Genomic DNA, 18,112 nt, shown 5'->3' on the forward strand with positions numbered 1-18,112 from the left:
GTTAGCGGTGAGCGGCAGGGCGGGCAGCGCCACGAACACCGCCGGCACCAGATACCCGGGGAGCCGCTCGACGCAGGCGTCCCGCAGCGCGTCGGCGGCGGCGCCCCCGACGTGGTACGCCACCAGCCGCTGGTCGCCGGGGACGTCCTCGCGGACCACCACCACCGCGTCGTCGACGCCGTCGTGGGCCCGCAGCACCGACTCGATCTCGCCCAGCTCGATCCGGTGCCCGCGCAGCTTCACCCAGTCGCGCCGGCCGAGGAACTCCAGCCGGCCGTCGGCGCGCCAGCGCACCAGGTCACCGGTGCGGTACACCCGCGCGTCCGGGCGCTCCGGATGCGGCACGAAGCGCTGCGCGGTCAGCTCGTCGCGCCGCCAGTAGCCGGCCGCCACCCCCGCGCCGCCGATCCACAGCTCCCCCGGCACGCCGACCGGCACCCGCCGGCCCGCGTCGTCGACCACCAGCAGCTCGGTGTTCGCCACCGGCCCGCCCAACGGCACCGGGTCCTCGTCCCCCGTCACCCGGTACGCCGTCGACCAGACCGTCGTCTCCGTCGGCCCGTACAGGTTCCACACCGGCGCGCCGGTGGCGGCCAGGGCCTGGGCCAGGTCGGCGGGGAACGCCTCCCCGCCGCACCACACCGCCACGTCGGGGTCGGGACGCCAGCCGGCGGCGAGCAGCAGCCGCCAGGTGGTCGGGGTGGCCTGCACCACGGTCGCGCCCACCTCGGCCAGGTGGGCGGCGAGCCGGGACCCGTCGGCGGCGACCGGCCGGGGCACCACGTCCACCCGGCCGCCCACGGTCAACGGCCCGAACAGCTCCAGGGCGGCGATGTCGAAGGAGAGGGTGGTGACGGCGGCCAGCACGGTGTCCGGGCCGAGGCCGGGCCGCTCGACGAGGGTGGCGAGCAGGTTGCCCAGGGCGCGGTGCGGCACCGCGATCGCGCTCTTCGGCACGCCGGTCGACCCGGAGGTGTGCACGTACGCCAGGCCGGGGACCGCCGGCCACTCCGGCTGCCTTCGGGTAGGTCACCGTCGACGCGCAGCACCGGCAGCCCCCGGGCAGGGCGTCGACGGTGCCGGCGTCGGCGAGCACCAGCGCGGCCTCGCCGTCGGCGAGCACGAACGCACGGCCTGGCCGGCAGCGCCACGTCCACCGGCAGGTACGCCGCGCCGCAGCCGAGCACGCCGAGCAGGGCGGCGGGCAGGTCGACGTCGCGGTCCACGGCGACGCCGACGAGCTGCCCGGGGCGTACCCCGGCGGTGTGCAGGGCGGTGGCGATCCGCTGGGCCCGGGCGACCAGGTCGGCGTACCCCAGTCGGCCGGAACGCCCGGTGACCGCGACCCGGCCGGGGTGGGCGGCGGCGCGCGCGGCGACCAGGGCCGGCAGGGTGTCGGCCGGCACCTCCCGGGTGGGGCCGCTCCCCCACTCCACCAGCCGCGCCCGGTCGGCGTCGGTGAGCAGCGGCAGGTCGGACAGCGCCCGGTCGGGGTCGGCGACCGCCGCGTCGAGCACCAGCCGCAGGTGGGTCAGGAGCCGCCGGGCGGTGGCCGGGTCGAACAGGGCGGTGTTGTGCTCGACGGTGACGGTGAGCCCGCCGTCGGCGCGGGGCACGCAGGTGACGAAGAGGTCGAACTTGGCGGTGCCCGGGTCGATGCGGAACAGCTCGGCGGTGATGCCGGTGGCGGTCAGCGCGGGCAGCGGCACGTTGCCGAAGACGAACATCACCTGGAACAGCGGGCTGCGGGCCAGGTCCCGGTCGGGGCGCAGCCGCTCCACCACCCGCTCGAACGGCACGTCGGCGTGGGCGTACGCGTCGAGGCAGGTGCCGCGGACCCGGTCGAGCAGGTCGGCGAAGCGGGGGTCGCCGTCGGCGTCGACGCGCAGCACCAGGTTGTTGACGAAGAAGCCGACCAGGTGTTCCAGCTCCGGGGCGCGTCGCCCGGCGACCGGCGTGCCGATGGCCAGGTCGGCCTGGCGGGTGTGCCGGGCCAGCACGGCGGCGAAACCGGTCAGCACCGTCATGAAGAGGGTGGCCTGGTGCGCGCGGCCGAGCCGGTCCAGCCCGGCGACCAGCTCGGCGGGGAGCACGGTGTCGACGGTGCCGCCGGCGAAGGTCTGGGTGGCCGGTCGGGGCCGGTCGGTGGGCAGCTCCAGCGGCGGCAGCCCGGCCAGCCGCTGCTCCCAGTACCGCAGCTGACCGGCCTCCTCGTCGCCGCCGACCCACTCCCGCTGCCAGGCGGCGAAGTCGCCGTACTGCACGGGCAGCTCGGGCAGCTCCGGTTCCGTCCCGGCCACCGCGGCGTCGTAGCAGGCCAGCAGCTCCCGGACGAAGACCGCGCCGGACCACTGGTCGTAGACGGCGTGGTGGAAGGCGACGACCAGGACGTGGTCGCCTTCGCCGAGGCGGTACAGCACCACCCGGAACAGCGGCGGCCGGGTCAGGTCGAACGGCTGTCGCAGCAGCTCCCGCAGCTCGTCGGCGAGGGCGGCGTGCACCGTCGGGGTGTCCGCGCCGGCGGGCACCCGGCCGGCGGCGTCGACCTGCTCCACCGGCACGGCCAGGTCGGTGGCGACGGCCTGCACCGGCTCGCCGTCGACCAGGACCAGGCCGGTGCGCAGCGTCTCGTGCCGGGCCACCATGGCCGCGACCGCGGTGGTCAGCGCGGCCACGTCCAGCTCACCGGTGATCCGCAGGGCGCCGTGCTCGGTGTACGACGCGGCGCTGCCCGGTTCGAGCAGGTCGAGGAACCAGAGCCGGCGCTGCCCGTACGACGTGGGCAGCAGGTACGCCTCCCGGGTGGAGACCGGGTTGTCATCGACACTCACGCGGACACTCCTCGCTGTGGTGACACGGACGGTGCGGGGCCGGGTCAGACCCGCTGGGCCCGGCGCGGCTGGCGGGCGATCACCGGCACGGCGGCGGCCGGGCGCCGGGTCAGCTCGTCGATCGCGGTGGCCAGCCGCTCCAGCACGGGGTGGTCGAAGATCGCCCGGACCGGCACCTCGACGCCGAGCACGCCACGCAGCCGGAACGCCACCCGGGTGGCGAGCAGGGAGTGCCCGCCGAGGGCGAAGAAGTCGTCGTGCACGCCGGCCTTCTCCACCCCGAGCATCTCCCGCCACGCGGCGGCGACCGCCTCCTCGGTGGGGGTGCGCGGGGCGACGTACTCCCGGTCCAGGTCGGGGCGGGCGCCGTCGAAGTCGGGCAGCGCGGCCCGGTCGGTCTTGCCGTTCGGGGTGAGCGGGAACCGGTCCAGGGTGACCAGGTGGGCGGGGACCATGTATTCGGGCAGCACCGCGCGCAGGGCGGCGGTCACGTCGGCGTCGGCCACCGTCGCCCCGTCGGCCGGGACGAGGTACGCCACCAGCCGGGTGTCCCCGGCGATCGTGCGGGGCAGCACCACCGCGTCGGCGATGTCCGGCCGGTCGCGCAGCGCGGCCTCGATCTCGCCGGGCTCGACCCGGAAGCCGCGGATCTTGACCTGGTGGTCGGCGCGGCCGAGGAACTCCAGTTCCCCGTCGTCGGTCCACCGGGCCAGGTCGCCGGAGCGGTACATCCGCTGGTCGCCCTCGCCGGCGTAGAGGTCGGGCACGAACCGCGCGGCGGTCAGCTCGGGCAGGTTCCGGTAGCCGAGGGTGACGCCGGCGCCGGCCACCCAGATCTCCCCGCGCACCCCGGGCGGCACCGGCATGCCGCGCTCGTCGAGCAGATAGATCCGCAGGTCGGGCAGGGGACGTCCGATGTTGCTGCGGACCGGGCCGGTGAGGTCGGCACGGGTGATCCGCCGGTAGGTGGAGTGCACCGTGGTCTCGGTGATGCCGTACATGTTGACCAGGTGGGGCTGCTCGTCGCCGTACCGGTCGACCCAGGGCGCGAGCGCCGGGATGTCCAGGTACTCGCCGGCGAAGATCACGTACCGCAGCGGTAGCCGGGGCGCGTCGTCGGCCAGCGCCGGGGCCATGAACTGGCGGAACGCCGACGGGGTCTGGCTGAACACGGTGACCCGCTCGGCGTCGAGCAGGCGCAGCAGGGCCTCCGGGTCGCGGATGGTGTCGTGCGGGACGACCACCAGCCGGGCGCCGGTGCCGAACGCGCCCCACATCTCGAACACCGACACGTCGAAGGCGTACGAGTGGACCATGCTCCACGCGTCGTCGGCGGTGAACTCCATCCGGGTGCCCGCCCCGGCGACCAGCCGGGCCACGTTGGCGTGGCTGACCAGCACCCCCTTGGGGTGACCGGTGGAGCCGGAGGTGTAGATCAGGTAGGCGACGTCGTCCGGGGCGGGGCCGTCGTCCGGTGGGGTGGCCGGCCGGGCGGCGATCGCCTCGGCGTCGGTGTCGAGGTTCACCACGGTGCCGGCGAAGTCCGGGACGGAGTCGGCCACCGCGTCGTGGGTGACCAGGGCGGCGACGTCGGCGTCGGCGAGGATCCAGCGCATCCGCTCGACCGGGTGTCCCAGGTCCAACGGCACGTACGCGGCCCCGGCGGTGAGCACGCCGAGCACCCCGATGACGGTGTCCAGGGAGCGTTGCAGGCAGAGCCCGACCCGGTCGCCGGGGCGCACCCCGGACCCGCGCAGGTGGTGGGCGAGCCGGTTGGCCCGCGCGGCCAGGTCGGCGTAGCTGAGCCGGGCACCCTCGCAGACCACCGCGACGGCGTCCGGGGTGGCGGCGGCGGAGCGGGCGAACAGCTCCGGCAGGGCGGCCACCGGTTGCGGCTCGGTACGGTTCCAGTCCAGCAGGACCTGCCGCCACTGGTCGGTGGGCATGATGTCCACGTCGCCCAGCCGCAGCTCGGGGTAGCGCGTCAGGTTGGTCAGGGTGGTGGAGAACTGGTCGACCAGCCGGCGGACGGCGGCCTCGGTGAACCGGGTCTGGTCGTAGACCATCCGGGGCACCGGCATCGCCTCACCCGGCATGACGATCATGGTGATCGGGAAGTGCGGGCGACCGTCGTAGGTGGACTCCAGCAGCTCCACCTCGTGCAGGGCCATGTCCGGCACCGGCACGTTCTCGAAGGCCAGGTCGACCTCGAACAGCGGCCGGTTGCCGGGCAGGTCGGCCAGGGCGCGCAGGTCGGTCAGGGAGATGTCGGCGTGGTCGCGGGCCCGGGCCATGTCGTTCTGCAGCTCGCGCAGCCACCCGATCAGGTCGGCGTCGTCGCGGACCCGACCGCGGACCGGCATGGTGGCCAGCATCGGCCCCATGATGCGTTCGCTGCCGGTGAGCGTCGGCGGGCGCTGGGTGCCGGTGGAGCCGACCAGGACGTCCGCCCGGCCCAGGTGGCGGCTCAGCACGATCATCCAGGCGCCCTGCATCAGGGTGTTCAGGGTCAGCCCGTGTTCCCGGCCGAACGCGGTCAGCGGCGGCAGCAGTTCCAGCAGTTCCGGGGTGGGCAGCACCGCGTGGGTGGGCTCGCCGTCGGGCAGCGGCCCGACCGGGGCGGGGCCCAGTTCCAGGGTGTCCGGGGCGGAGTAGCCGGCCAGGTGCTCGCGCCAGAACGCCTCGGTGGTGGTCCGGTCCTGCCGGGCCCACCAGGACAGGTACGACCGGTACGGCCGGGCCGGCGGCAGGTCCGCCGCCGTCCCGGTGGCGAACGCGTTGTACAGGGCGGTCAGCTCGGCGAAGGCCAGCCCGAACGACCAGCCGTCCATCAGCAGGTGGGAGAAGCTCCAGAAGAACTCCCACTCGTCGTCGGCGAAGCGGATCAGCCTGGCCCGCATCAGTGGCGCGTCGGCGTAGTCGAAGCCGGTCATCCGGTCGTCGTGGGCGAACCGGGCGTACCGCTCGGCCTGCCCGGCCGGGTCGGCGTCCCGCCAGTCCAGCACCTCGATCGGGAACTCCACGTCCCGGTGCACCACCTGGAGGGCCTTGTCGACGCCCTCCCAGTGGAAGCTGGTGCGCAGCACCGCGTGCCGGTCCACGATGGCCTGCCACGCCGCCCGGTACGCGGCCACGTCCAGCGCCCCGCGCATCCGCATGGTGACCTGTTCCAGATAGATGCCACTGCCGGGCGAGTACAGGTTGTGGAAGAGCAGCCCTTCCTGGATGGGGGACAGCTCGTAGACGTCCTCGATGCCCTCGTGCTCCATCAGCGTCTCCTCCCGGGCCGGGGCACGCCGGCTTCCGTCTGGTCGGGCAGGTGGGGTGAGTCCCGGCGGGCGGCCAGCAGCGCCCGGACCGCGCGGACGGGATCGGGGTGGGACGGCGGCCGACCCTCCGCGTCGGTGGGCAGCACGGCCCGCGCCGGCAGGTCGGGGTTGCTCTGGCGGAGCAGGCCGGTGAGCGTGCCGCCGGGGCCCACCTCCACCAGCCGGTCCCCGGCGCGGAGTTGGCCGGCGGCGTCGGCGAAGCGCACCGGGTGCAGCGGCTGGCGCAGCCAGTGCTCCCGGTCGACGGCCTCGTCGGCGCTGACCGGACGACCGCTGACGCTGCTCAGCCAGCGGATCCGTGGGGTTCGGGGCGCCACCCCGACCAGCGCCCCCGCCACCGGAGCGAGCCGGGACGGCACGTCGTCGGGATGCCCGGCGACCGGCGTCGGCGGCCGGTGGCAGGTGACGTAGAGCTGGGCGAGGTCGCGTTCCCAGCGCCGCAGCTCCGGCTCGGGGCCGGCCACGACACAGGACTCCGGGGTGTCGACCGCGACCAGCCGCACCCCGGGGGGCAGCTGCCGGGTCACCTCGGCGGGCGGCAGCCCGACGCTCATCGTGGCGGTCGGCGGCAGGTCGGCGGCGAGCCGGCCGTACCCGACCGCCAGCCGCAGCGCGTCCGCCGGGTCGAGGACCCCGGCCGCGCAGGCAGCGGTGACCTCGCCGACGCCGTACCCGAGGACCGTGTCGGGGGCCAGTCCCGCGTCGGTGAGCAGCCGGGTCAGGGCGTGCTCCAGGACGAACAGCGCCGGGTCGGCGGCGTCGGGTGGCACCGGGCCGCCGGGCGGCCCGAACAGCACCGCGTGCACCCGGCCGGCCAGCGCACCGTCCAGGGCGGCGAGCGTCGTGTCGATCCCGGCCCGGACCACCGGTGCGGCGTACGCGCCACGGCCCATGCCGGTGGCGGCGGCGGCCCGTCCGGGGAAGAGGAACACCAGTCGGTCGGGCCGGTAGGACGACGGGGCGGCGGTGGGTGCCCCGCCCACCGTGGTGGTGGTCGGCGACGTCTCGGTCATCGGGTCCCCTCTCCGCCGTACGCGGCGCCGGTCGCTCCGGCGGACGGCGTCGGTCGCCGGGACGCCGCCCGTCGATCACGTTGCCGCCCGGTTCCCCGCCGGGCCGCCCTCGGACGGAGACTCCGCCCGGGCACGGTCCGGCGGGGTCGGCCGGCGGTGCCCGAACGGCTACCCGGCCGACCGGTCGGCCCGCCGGTCACAGCTGGCTCCGCCACTGCCACAGCTCCGGGAAGAACCGCTCGTCCCGCCGGGACCGCAGGTACGCCACCCCGGCGGAGCCACCCGTGCCCGCCTTGTGCCCGATCAGCCGCTCGACCGCCACCGCGTGCCGGGCCCGCCACATCGCCCACGCCTCGTCGTGGTCGAGCAGCGTCTCGGCGACCGCCAGCAGCGCGCTGTCCGGCCGGCCGCTGCGCAGCAGCCGTACCGGATCGGTCACGCCGTGCCGGTGCAGCAGCAGCCGGAAGGTCTCGGCGAGGCTCGGTTCCCGCAGCCGCCGGTCGAGCCGGGCCGCGGCGGCGCTGCCCGGCGGCGCGACCACCGCGTGGCCCCGGCCGCGCAGGCCGGAGAGGTACTCGATCTCCCGGTAGCGCACCGACTGGAAGCCGCTGGCGGTGCCGAGGTGCGGGCGGAGGCCGGCGAACCCGGCCGGGCTGATCGTGGTCAGGGTGTCCAGCTGGGTGACGAGCAGCCGGTCCACCGCCACCACCCGGCGCAACCGGTGCAGGGCGTCGGGCAGGGCGTCGGTGTGCAGCGCGGTCCGGGCGGCCACCAGCTCGTGCACGATGAGCTCGAACCACACCTCGAACGCCTGGTGCACGAGGACGAAGAACCGTCCGTCGGGGTGGTCCGGCACCTGTTCGGTGGCCGCCAGCAACGCGTCGAGGTGCAGGAAGGTGGCATAGTCGGCGGGCGCCGGCGTGACCACCGCCGACTCCGCGCGCGGGTCCTGGTGGATGGTCATCGCAGGTCGCCTCCTCGGTAGACCCGGCGCACCCGGGGACCGACCCGGGTGAGCAGTTCGTTGGGGATGGTGCCGGCGGCCGCCGCCCACTCGGCCAGGGTCGGCTCGCCCGAGGTGCCCGGCCCGAACAGGACGACCGGGTCACCGGCCAGAACCGGGGCGTCGGGCACGTCCAGCACGAACTGGTCCATGCAGACCCGCCCGCTGATCCGCCGTCGGCGCCCGGCGAGCAGCACCTCGGCGCGGTTGCCGGCGGCCCGGGGCACCCCGTCGGCGTATCCGGCGGCGACCAGGGCCAGGGTGGTCGGGCCGGGGGTGACGTACTCGTGGCCGTAGGAGACCGGGGTGCCCCCGGGGACCTGGCGGGCCAGCACGACGGGCGCCCGCAGGGTCATCGCCGGTACCAGGGTCACCGGCGGTGGCACCGGCAACGGGTTGATGCCGTAGATCGCGATGCCGGGCCGGATCAGGTCGTACGTGGCGGCCGGCACGGCCAGCGCGCCGGCCGAGTTCGCCAGGTGCCGCAGCCGGGGGACGACGCCGTGCGCCGCCGCCACCTCCAGCGCCTCGTCGAAGAGCGCCAGCTGCCGGGCGGTGGACGGGTGGCCCGGCTGGTCGGCGTTGGCCAGGTGGCTCCACACCCCCACCACGTCCAACTCCTCCCCCGCCGTCTTCCCGGCGGCGAGCACCAGGGTCGCCCGCGCCGGGGTGCGGCTGGCCTGCGCGCAGCCGGTGTCCACCTTGAGGTGCACCCGGGCCGGCCGGCCGACCCGCGGGCCGCGGCGAGCAGGTCGTCGAGGGTGCCGGGGTCGGAGACGGAGAGGTCGACGCCGGCCCGCACGGCCGCGTCCAGCTCCTCGCCGGGGCGGGGCAGCCAGCACAGCACGGGGGCGGTGATGCCGGCAGCGCGCAGCGCCATCGCCTCCGGCAGGTACGCCACCCCGAGCCAGGTGGCCCCCGCGTCGAGGGCGGCCCGGGCGACGGGGACCAGGCCGTGGCCGTACCCGTCGGCCTTGACCACCGCCATCACCTCGACCCGGCGCAGCCGGCGCAGGACGGAGACGTTGTGCGCGACGGCCGCCAGATCGATCTCCGCTTCGCACCCGACCATGCGGCGAGTCTGTCGACCGGTCCGGGACGACGCAGTGCCTGATCGGGCCGTCCGAGGTGGGGGCCCGCGTGACCGGCGACGCAGGGCGGCGGGTCGGCCCGCGGTGGTCGGCACACCGGAGGTGCCGGCACGATCCGGTACCCCGACCGGGCCCGGTCGGGTACTCCGACCGCGACGGTCGACCGGTGGCGGCGAAGAGGGTCCCTCTTCCGGGGGTCCGGGCTCGCGGCGGCGGGCCTAGCGTCCGGGATGCGGCCCGCCGTCCGAGGTGGGCCGGCCGACGGATCCGCTCGTGGCAACCGGTGGGAGCGTGTGATGGACGAACAACAGGCGATGGAGCTGGTCACCCGGCTGGTGGCCCGGGGCCGTGGGGTGGACCCCCGCGCGCTGGAACCGGGCACCAATCTGGTGGACGACCTGGGATTCGATTCCCTGGACGCCTCCGAACTGCTCGCCGCCCTGCACAGCGAGACCGGCACCCAGCTGCCGCTGTCCGACCTGTCCGAGCTGCGCACGATCGGTGACATCGGTCGCGCGCTGAGCACCGAGGAGGTCGCCCGGTGATCGGCGTCAGCGGCCGGCACATCGACCCCGAGGACCCGGTCTGGATCCTCAACCAGTACCGGGCGGCGGAGGTGCACGGCGCGGGGGCCATCATGCGGATGGCCCGGTTGGCCGACACCGCCCAGCTGCGCAGCGATCTCTCCCGGCACCTGCGGGACGAGGCGGTGCACGCCTGGCTGTGGACCCGGGCCATCGAGGACTTCGGCGGCGAGGTGGCGGAGGTGGCGCAGCCGTACCAGGCGCGGCTGTCGGCGCACTTCGGCATCCCGAAGTCGCTCACCGACATGCTGGCGCTGACCCTGGTGTCGGAGAAGCGCGGCCTGGCCGAGTACGAGCTGCACGTCGACCAGACGGACCTGCCGCACGCGGTGCGCCGCCCGTTGCGGGCGATCATCCGCGACGAGGCCTGGCACGTGTCCTACATCGAGGACGCGCTGCGGGAGCGGGCCCGGGCGGACCGGCGGGTGGACGACGTCATCGCGCGCGCCGAGCGGGCGGACGTGCTGGCCGTGGCCGAACTGGAGACCGAGGCGGCGGGCAGCGACCGGCGGAGGCGCCGGCTCGGTGCCGGCGCGGCCCGCACCGGCCGGTGTCCGCGGCCGGCTGACCCTGCACAGCCCCGACGACGATTGGCGACCCCGTGACCCAGCTCGATCTTCCCCACCCTGCCGCCGTCACCTGCTCCGAGCACTACGCCACCGCGCCGGGCCTGTCGTCGAGGAGATCGTCCGGCCGTGGCCGGGTCGTCGGCGGTCACCTCGTGGCCGGCGACGGCACCCGCGACACGGCCGGCTACGACGTGCTGGCCCGGCGGATCGCCACCGGCGCGCACCGGTTGCGGGCCGTCGGCCTGCGCCCCGGTGACCCGGTGGCGGTGACCCTGGCCAACGACCTGCCGACGGTGACCGCCGCGCTGGCGGTCTGGCCGCCGGCGGCACCCTCGTCTCGCTGCCGCCGCCCCCGCGTCGGGGCCGGGAGGAGCACGCGCAGCGCTTCGGCCCGGTGCTCGACGCGATGGACTGCCGGTTGCACCTCACCGAGACGGTCGACACGCCGGCCCTGACCGGCCGGGCGCGGGCGGTGCCGATCGCCGCGCTGCAGGGCGAGGAGCGGGTCCCCGACCCGGAGCCGGCCGTGCCGCGCACCGCCCTGGTGCAGTTCACCTCGGGCAGCCTCGGCTCCCCCAAGGGCGTGGCGGTACGCGGCGACATCTTCGCCGGGCACCTCAAGATGATCAGTCGGTGCTTCGACCTGGATCCGTCCCGCGACACCGTGGCGACCTGGCTGCCGCTCTACCACGACCTCGGGTTCGTCTGCTTCTTCGGCTCGGCGCTCTATGCCCGGACCACCCAGACGCACGCCGATCCGAGGTCGTTCGTGCTGGACCCGTCCCGCTGGCTGACCATGCTGGCGCAGGAACGGGCCACGGTCAGCGGCGCACCGAACTTCGGCTTCCGGCTGGCCGCCCGGGTGCCGTACCCCGAAGGGCTGGACCTGTCGGCGATGCGCGCCTGCCTCAACGCCGCCGAGCGGGTGATCTGGCCGGACCTGCTCGACTTCCACCGGGTGGCCGGGCCGCTCGGCTTCCGGTGGGAGGCGCTCATGCCGGCGTACGGGTTGGCCGAGGGCACCGTGGGGGTGTCCTGCACCCCGCTCGACCGGGGCCCGGTGCTCGGGCCGGACGGGCACGTCTCCCTCGGCCCACCGCTGCCCGGCAACCGGTACGCCGTCGCGTCCGGCGAGACGCCGGGAAGCCTGGTGCTCGACTCCGACTGGCTCTTCGAGGGCTACTGGACCGCCGACGGCTTCCGGCCGCGCGGGCCGGGCGCGTTCGACACCGACGACGCGGCCTTCGTCCACGACGGAGAGTTGTACGTGATTGGCCGGCGGGCCGACGTGGCGTCCGTCTCCGGGCACAACGTCTTCGCCGAGGACGTCGAGGCGGTGGCCCTGAGCACCGCCGGGCCGGCCCTGCTGGGCTGCGCGGCGTTCAAGCACCGCGGCGACGCCGGCGAACGGTTCGGGCTGGTGCTGGAGGTGTCGCCGCGGGCCCGCGCGCTCGCGCCGGAGCTGGCCCGGGCGGCGCGGCGGGCGGTGACCGAGGCGCTCGGCACCCGACCGGATCCGGTCCTGGTGGTGCAGCAGGGGGCGATTCCCCGGACCACCTCGGGCAAGCCTCGCCGGCCGGTGCTGCGCGACGCGGTCCTCGGCGGTGAGCTGCCACCGCGCCGCGTCCTCACCGCGCTGGCCTGAAGGCGCGGGGTGGGGCACGCCGGCGCGGGCCCCACCCCGGATCTCACGGGTGGGGCAGGTCCGCGTCGAGCAGCCGGTCCAGTTCGGCGTCGTACCGGGGGTCGGCCCGGGTCAGCCGACCGGCGACCAGCTCGGTCAGCACCTCGTCGGCGCCGCCGCCGATCCGCGCCAGGCGCACGTCCCGCCACCAGCCCTCGAGCGGGAAGTTCGTGGTGTAGCCCCGCGCGCCGAAGACCTGGAGGCAGTCGTCGGTGACCTGCTCCACGGTGTCGCAGACGACCAGCTTCAGCGCGGCGACCTCGTGCGCGAAGCCCTCCCCCGCGGTGGCCCGGGCGACGGTGTCGCGCAGCGCCGACGCGGCCACCCCGAGACGTGCGTGGGCGAGCGCCAGCCGGTGCCGGACGGCCTGCTTGTCCAGCAGCGGGCCGTCGCCGATCACCCGCCGCCGGGCGTACGCGGCGGCCAGGCCGAGCGCCTGCCGGCCGGCGGTGAGCAGCTGGGCGCAGATGGACAGTCGCTCGAACTGGAGCAGCCGGCTGGCGTAGGCCAGGCCCATGCCGGGTGCGCCGAGCAGCGCCTCGGGGCCGAGCAGGGTGTCCATGCCGACCTCGCCGACGTCGCAGGAGCGCAGGCCGGCGGTGCCGAAGAAGCCCTCGACCCGGACGCCGGGGGCGTCCAGCGGGACGAGGAAGAGGGCCAGGTCGCGGGGGCCGCTGCCGGCCACCCGGGCCACCGCGAGCAGGTGGGTGGCGCCGCCCAGGTTGGACACGTACCGCTTGCGGCCGACCAGCCGCCAGCCGCGCGGGTGCGGGGTGGCGGTGCTGCGCAGACCCGCCAGGTCGGATCCGCCCTGCGGTTCGGTGGCCCCGAAGCAGCCGACGGCCCGCCCGTCGAGCGCGTCGTCGAGCAGCGCCCGCTGCGCGGCATCGGCGGCGAGCCACTGCAGCGCGCCGATGAAGACCTCGCTGTGCCCCATCGCGGCCAGGGCGAGGCCGCTGTCGAACTCGCTGAGTTCCTCCGCCATGGCGACCAGCCGGGGCAGGCCGCCGGCGGCGCCGGGGGCCCACCGGTCGCGGAAGACCCCGTGGTCGGCCAGGGTGGTGAGCACGTCGCGGGGCAGGTGCCCGTCGGTCGTCCAGCCACGCCGCCGGTCCGGGTCGATGCCGGCGATCGCCGCCCGCACCCGGGCCCGGTGGTCCGGTTCGACCACAGCCGCCAGGGGGGTCATCCCACCAGCTCCCGCCAGGCGGCGTGCGCCGTGTTCCGACCGCTGGTGAGATCGGCGTACGCGGTGGCGAGCTGCTGGGTCAGCGGGCCGACCTTGCCGCCCCCGACGGGCCGGCGGTCCACGCCGAGCACAGGAACGATGCCGGCCGCGGTGCCGGTGAGGAAGCACTCGTCGGCGTGGTAGAGGTCGGTGCGGACCAGCACGTCGGCGCGGGCCGGCAGGCCGGCCTCCCGGGCCAGGGTGAGCACGGTGTCGCGGACCACCCCCTCCAGGGCGCCCGAGGCCAGGTGCGGGGTACGCAGCTCGCCGTCGCGGACGACGAAGAGGTTGTGCGCCCAGCCGTCGGTGACCTGTCCCTCGGTGTTGAGCATGATCGCCTCGTCGTAGCCGCTGGTGAGCGCCTCCATCTGGGCGAGGTAGGAGTTGAGGTACTGGCCGGTGGCCTTGGCCGCGGGCGGCAGCACCTGGGAGGGCATCCGCTGGAAGCTGGCGACCTTGGCCTGCACCCCGTCCTGCTTGGCGCCGCCGGCGAGCGGCCCGTCGGCGGAGGCCAGCACCGCCACCTGGTACGGGGCGGTGAGCGGGCTCTCCCCCGCGCCGAGGAACACGATCGGTCGCAGGTACGCCTCGGTCAGCCCGTTGGCGCGCACCACGGCCCGGCACGCCTCCGCGAGATCCTCCACGGTGTAGGGCAGTTTCACCAGGTAGGTGGCCGCGGAGCGGGCCAGCCGCCGCAGGTGGTCGGTGAGCCGGAAGATCGCCGGCCCCTGCGGGGTGCCGTGGCAGCGGACGCCCTCGAAGAAACCGATCCCGTAGTGCAGGCCGTGGGCGCTGACGTGCACCCGCGCGTCGTCCCAGTCGACCAGCGACCCGTCCAGCCACACTGTGCCGGTCATCATGCTCTCCCTCCCTTGCCCCACTGCTGGTGCTCCGGCACGGACGTGATGCGACGACGCAGGTTGACCACGGCGGGATCGGGTGGGGCCGTCCGCTCCTCGGTCAGCAGGCCGTGGTTGAGGGCGACCGTCACCGCCACCGTCCGGTTGGGACAGTTCAGCTTGGCCAGGACGTTGCCGACGTGCCGCTTCGCGCCGTGCTCGGAGATGCCGAGCCGCCGGGCGATCTGCTTGTTGCTGAGCCCTTCGGCCAGCAGCTTAAGGGCCTGCCGCTCCCGGGGCGTGAGCATGAACGGCGGGTCCGAGCGGGGCTTGCCAGCGGTGCGCAGCTCGTCGAGAATGCGCCGCGCGAGCGAGCCCGGGATGGGCATCTCGCCGTGGCGCAGCTTGTGCAGGCTGTCCGCCAGGATCGTCCGGGTCAGCCCGGGTTCGAGCAGGAACCCGTCCACCGAGAGGGCGGCGACCTCCGGCAACAGCGCGTCCTCCGCCTGACGCAGCAGGAACAGCGACGACGTGCCGCCGCGGGCCGCGGCGGCGAGCAGCGCGTCGGCGCCGCCCGGCGGACCGTCCGCCGAGATGATCAGGATCTGGTACGCCCCGCTCTCCAGCAGCCGCGCGGTGACGTGTGGATCGTCTCCGGGCTGGACGGCGGTGACCATCGGCAGGTCGCCGAGCATCTGGCTGAGCCCGCATCGGGTCAGCTCGTTGTCGATCGCCACCAGGACCGCCAGTCCGGCGGACTGTGGTGGCGCCTCGCTCACCTCGTGCATGCTTCTCCTCCCCCGGCCCCGTGGGGCCTCTCGCGCACCGGGGCGTGCGGCGGCCCCGGCCGGTTACGGCCGTGGCAGCTCGACGCCCTCCGAGAGCGGACATGATCGTCCGGGTCGACCGGACGGCCCACTGGAGATATCCGTCCGGGTCGATCATTTCTGCGAATGTTAACGGTCCTGAGCCGTCCGCACCACAAAAGGAGAATGACTAAGACGAGTTGGGCGATCGACCACCGGATGCGGGTGGCGTCTTGCACGACGCCCTTTGCCCGGTAACCTCGCCGTTGAACCACGCGTCGTGTCAGCGAATTCGACCACAGGGCAGGCCGTAATGACCGTTGTGCGTATAGGCGGCGCATTAGCGTCCGTCATCGTGGGCATCGCCGTGGGATGGTCGGTGCTGTACGGGACAGCCCGCTTCACCGCCCGCCCGGCCGTCTTCCTCGCCGCCGGCCTGCTCGGCTACGCGGTCGTGACGGTGTGCGCCGGCTGGCTGCTGACCCGGCACCTGCGCCCCGAGCCGGCCGCCGGGCGAGGTGGTCGAGGTGGTAGCCGTCGCGGCCGCCTGGTGCTCGTGCCCGCCGCGTGGGCGGCGCTCAACCGGCACGCCGCGGGTCACCCCCGCCGGCCGGCACCCAGTTGTTTTCCGCCACGGCGTCCGGCTCGCTGCGGGTGCCGGGCCGGGGCGGCACCCCGGGGGATCCGGTGGTCTTCCTGCACGGCGGGCCCGGGGTGGCGGACATGGACCACGACGCGCCGATCCTGGGCCGGCTGGCCGCCACCGGCCGCGACGTCTGGCTCTACGACCAGGTCGGGGCCGGCCGCTCCAGCCGCCTGGCCGACCCCACCGGCTACTCGCTGGAGCGCGACGTGGCCGACCTGGAGCAGGTCCGGTTGCGGATCGGTACGCCCCGGATGGCGCTGGTCGGTCACTCCTATGGCGCCACCGTGGCCGCCACCTATCTGGCCCGGCATCCCGAGCACGTCTCGCGGGTGGTCTTCTCCTCACCGGGACGCCTGGTGCCCGAGGTGGGCGACGTGAGCGGGACCGGCATGGTGGGGCGGCTGGACCGGCGCCACCAGCTCGGCGTGGTGGGCACCGCGTTGCGACCCCGGGCGATGCTGACCTACAGCCTGATCAAGGCCAACCCGCGGGCGGCCCACGCGCTGTCCGGCGACGACGAGATGGACAGCCGGTTCGCCACGATGTACCGGCAGTCCGCACCCGGCCTGGTGTGCCCCGGCAACCCCGTACCGGCCGCGCCGGAACGGCCCGGCTTCTATGCCAACCAGGTGCCGCTGAACAGCACCCGCCCGGCCGCCGACATCCGTTCCGCGCTGGCCCGCCTGCGGGTGCCGGCGCTGATCGTCAAGGGCGGCTGCGACTACCTGCCCTGGTCGATCGCGGCCGACTACCGGCGCAGCGTCCCGGGCAGTGGCCTGGTCTACTTCGACGACTGCGGTCACCAGACCTACGCCGAGCGCCCGGAACGGTTCCTGGCGGTGGTCGGCGCGTTCCTGACCGACGCGGCCCCGCCGTGGCCGACCTGGTCGGGGCTGACGCCGCCGCCGACCTACCGGGGAGCCGTCTGACGGGGCGCCGCACGATCTCCCGTGCGGCAGGTCGAACCCGTCCGACCTGCCGTCTTTTCTAACGTTGCAAATTGTGCGACAATGGGTCGCCGGCATCTGCTCGCCGACCACCCACGTGCAGCTTTGCCCACCACAGTCTGGAACCATTCCATTCGACCGGGAGGGCGAGCTCCCGTTCTTTACCAACTGTTAATCAACGCTCTGTCATAAGGGCTGGCCGGACGAGCGGGAGCCGATGCAACCGGTGCCGAATATTGACGATGCAACTATTCGACCGGCTGTCGGCCCCACCTTTCCGCGTGCCCGGTGAACCGCCGGTGCCGGTGTCGGCCGGGTGCCGGCTCGCACCGGGGTCGGTCGATGGCGGTGTCGGCCGACGTCGGTCGGTGCCGCTGTCGTCCGGCCGGCGGCTGCGGCCCGCGCCGCCGCTCAGGGCAGCCGGACCACCTGGCCGGCGTAGAGCAGACCCGCACCGAACCCGAGCAGCAGCGCCGGGCCACCGCCGGCCTCCGGGGCCCGGCTCACCAGCCGGTCCAACGCCAACGGCACCGACGCGGCCGCGGTGTTGCCCAACTCCGTCACGTCCCGCGCGACCAGCACGTCCGGGGGCAGCCCGAGCGCCTGCACCAGGGCGTCGGTGATCCGCTCGTTGGCCTGGTGCGGGACGAAGGCGACCAGGTCGGCGACGTCCACCCGGGCCGCCGCCAGCGCGGCGAGTGCCACCTCGCGCATCCGGGTCACCGCCCAGCGGAACACCGTCGGCCCCTGCATCCGCAGGTAGGGATAGCCCGCGTCGGGATCGTCGCGCAACCGCCCCCAGCCGTGGGGCTGCGCGATGGCGTCGCCGTGGTCGCTGTCGGAGCCCCAGACCACCGGAGCGATGCCGGGGATGTCCGAGGGTGACACCACCACCGCCCCGGCGCCGTCACCGAAGAGGAACGCCGACGTACGGTCGTGCCGGTCGACGATGTCGCTCATCCGCTCCACCCCCACCACCAGCACGTGCTCGGCGGAGCCGGCGGCCACCAGGTCCCGGGCCAGGCCGAGCGCGTAACAGAAACCGGCACAGCCGGCGTTGACGTCGAACCCGGCCGCCTGCTGGGCGCCGCCGCCGAGCAGGTGGGCGATCCGGGTGGCCAACGCCGGTGCCTGCCGCAGGTGGCTCATCGTGGTGGCGATGACGCAGTCGACCCGCTCCACCGGGATGCCCGCCGCCGCGAGGGCCTTGGTGCCCGCGGCGTGCCCCATCACCGCCAGGCTCTCCTGCGGCCCGGCGAAGCGGCGGCGGCGGATGCCCGACCGGCGGACGATCCACTCGTCGGTCGAGTCGATCCCGGCGCAGACCTCCTCGTTGTCGACGATCCGTTCGGGGAGGTAACCACCGGTCCCCGCGATCGAGGCGTGTCGCACCGGACGCATCGGCACCTCCATGGCCCTCCTCCCGGCCGTCGACGCGGAGCCCGGTCGACGCCCGCCCGCCAGCCTGACGCCGGCCCCGGTCGGCCGCGATCTCCCGCCGGTGCGGCCCGACCGAGCCGGCGACCCGCCGGTCGGCCCGAC

At 75.0% G+C, this 18,112-nt stretch carries 13 protein-coding genes and 2 pseudogenes; 5 read left to right on the forward strand and 10 right to left on the reverse strand.

Annotated features, from left to right (window positions below; all coding sequences use genetic code 11):
• Window positions 1-6: 6 nt before the first annotated feature.
• From MRQ36_RS34830 to alr, 6 genes and pseudogenes are all read right to left on the reverse strand, one after another.
• Window positions 7-921 (reverse strand): annotated as a pseudogene (locus MRQ36_RS34830) (AMP-binding protein); the annotation flags it as partial.
• Window positions 804-2,831, reverse strand: a complete 2,028-nt coding sequence (locus MRQ36_RS30965) for a condensation domain-containing protein (RefSeq protein ID WP_242800261.1) — start codon at window positions 2,829-2,831, stop codon at window positions 804-806. The gene MRQ36_RS30965 and the pseudogene MRQ36_RS34830, both read right to left, overlap by 118 nt.
• Window positions 2,832-2,875: 44 nt before the next feature.
• Window positions 2,876-6,100: an amino acid adenylation domain-containing protein gene (locus MRQ36_RS30970; protein ID WP_242800262.1), complete on the reverse strand. Its 3,225-nt coding sequence runs from the start codon at window positions 6,098-6,100 to the stop codon at window positions 2,876-2,878.
• Window positions 6,100-7,173, reverse strand: a complete 1,074-nt coding sequence (locus MRQ36_RS30975; protein ID WP_242800263.1) for an acyltransferase domain-containing protein — start codon at window positions 7,171-7,173, stop codon at window positions 6,100-6,102. The genes MRQ36_RS30970 and MRQ36_RS30975 overlap by 1 nt, the downstream gene beginning before the upstream one ends.
• A gap of 196 nt (window positions 7,174-7,369) precedes the next feature.
• Window positions 7,370-8,137 carry a tryptophan 2,3-dioxygenase family protein gene (locus tag MRQ36_RS30980; protein ID WP_242800264.1) on the reverse strand — a complete coding sequence of 256 codons (768 nt, stop codon included), beginning with the start codon at window positions 8,135-8,137 and terminating at the stop codon, window positions 7,370-7,372.
• Window positions 8,134-9,248, reverse strand: a pseudogene (gene alr, locus MRQ36_RS30985) (alanine racemase). The gene MRQ36_RS30980 and the pseudogene alr overlap by 4 nt, the downstream one beginning before the upstream one ends.
• A gap of 315 nt (window positions 9,249-9,563) precedes the next feature.
• Here alr and MRQ36_RS30990 point away from each other — a divergent pair.
• From MRQ36_RS30990 to MRQ36_RS31005, 4 genes are read left to right on the forward strand one after another with little or no spacing between them, the layout of a single operon-like run.
• Complete coding sequence (locus tag MRQ36_RS30990; RefSeq protein ID WP_242800265.1) at window positions 9,564-9,812, forward strand: acyl carrier protein; 249 nt, start codon at window positions 9,564-9,566, stop codon at window positions 9,810-9,812.
• On the forward strand, window positions 9,809-10,456 hold the full coding sequence (locus MRQ36_RS30995; RefSeq protein ID WP_242800266.1) for a ferritin-like domain-containing protein: 648 nt from the start codon (window positions 9,809-9,811) through the stop codon (window positions 10,454-10,456). Before MRQ36_RS30990 ends, MRQ36_RS30995 begins: the two co-directional genes overlap by 4 nt.
• Window positions 10,453-10,875 (forward strand): hypothetical protein, encoded by a 423-nt coding sequence (locus tag MRQ36_RS31000; protein ID WP_242800267.1) that lies wholly within the window; start codon window positions 10,453-10,455, stop codon window positions 10,873-10,875. The genes MRQ36_RS30995 and MRQ36_RS31000 overlap by 4 nt, the downstream gene beginning before the upstream one ends.
• Window positions 10,827-12,065 carry an AMP-binding protein gene (locus tag MRQ36_RS31005; RefSeq protein WP_242800268.1) on the forward strand — a complete coding sequence of 413 codons (1,239 nt, stop codon included), beginning with the start codon at window positions 10,827-10,829 and terminating at the stop codon, window positions 12,063-12,065. Before MRQ36_RS31000 ends, MRQ36_RS31005 begins: the two co-directional genes overlap by 49 nt.
• 43 nt (window positions 12,066-12,108) lie before the next feature.
• On the opposite strand, the gene MRQ36_RS31010 is transcribed toward MRQ36_RS31005, so the two are convergent.
• The 3 genes from MRQ36_RS31010 to MRQ36_RS33700 are packed head-to-tail and all read right to left on the reverse strand — an operon-like array spanning window position 12,109 to window position 14,959.
• A complete protein-coding gene (locus MRQ36_RS31010; protein WP_242800269.1) occupies window positions 12,109-13,293 on the reverse strand; it encodes an acyl-CoA dehydrogenase family protein in 1,185 nt (394 codons plus the stop codon).
• On the reverse strand, window positions 13,290-14,189 hold the full coding sequence (locus tag MRQ36_RS31015) for a branched-chain amino acid transaminase (RefSeq protein ID WP_242800270.1): 900 nt from the start codon (window positions 14,187-14,189) through the stop codon (window positions 13,290-13,292). The genes MRQ36_RS31010 and MRQ36_RS31015 overlap by 4 nt, the downstream gene beginning before the upstream one ends.
• Window positions 14,189-14,959: a response regulator transcription factor gene (locus tag MRQ36_RS33700; protein WP_278187639.1), complete on the reverse strand. Its 771-nt coding sequence runs from the start codon at window positions 14,957-14,959 to the stop codon at window positions 14,189-14,191. The genes MRQ36_RS31015 and MRQ36_RS33700 overlap by 1 nt, the downstream gene beginning before the upstream one ends.
• A 639-nt stretch (window positions 14,960-15,598) precedes the next feature.
• Between MRQ36_RS33700 and MRQ36_RS31025 the strand changes: the two genes are divergently transcribed.
• Window positions 15,599-16,552 (forward strand): alpha/beta fold hydrolase, encoded by a 954-nt coding sequence (locus MRQ36_RS31025; RefSeq protein WP_242800271.1) that lies wholly within the window; start codon window positions 15,599-15,601, stop codon window positions 16,550-16,552.
• Between the two features lie 429 nt (window positions 16,553-16,981).
• Here the strand turns inward: MRQ36_RS31025 and MRQ36_RS31030 are convergent, their stop codons facing one another.
• Complete coding sequence (locus MRQ36_RS31030; RefSeq protein ID WP_242800272.1) at window positions 16,982-17,971, reverse strand: beta-ketoacyl-ACP synthase 3; 990 nt, start codon at window positions 17,969-17,971, stop codon at window positions 16,982-16,984.
• Between the last annotated feature and the right edge of the window lie 141 nt (window positions 17,972-18,112).

It is taken from the genome of Micromonospora sp. R77, assembly GCF_022747945.1.
Lineage (GTDB): Bacteria > Actinomycetota > Actinomycetes > Mycobacteriales > Micromonosporaceae > Micromonospora.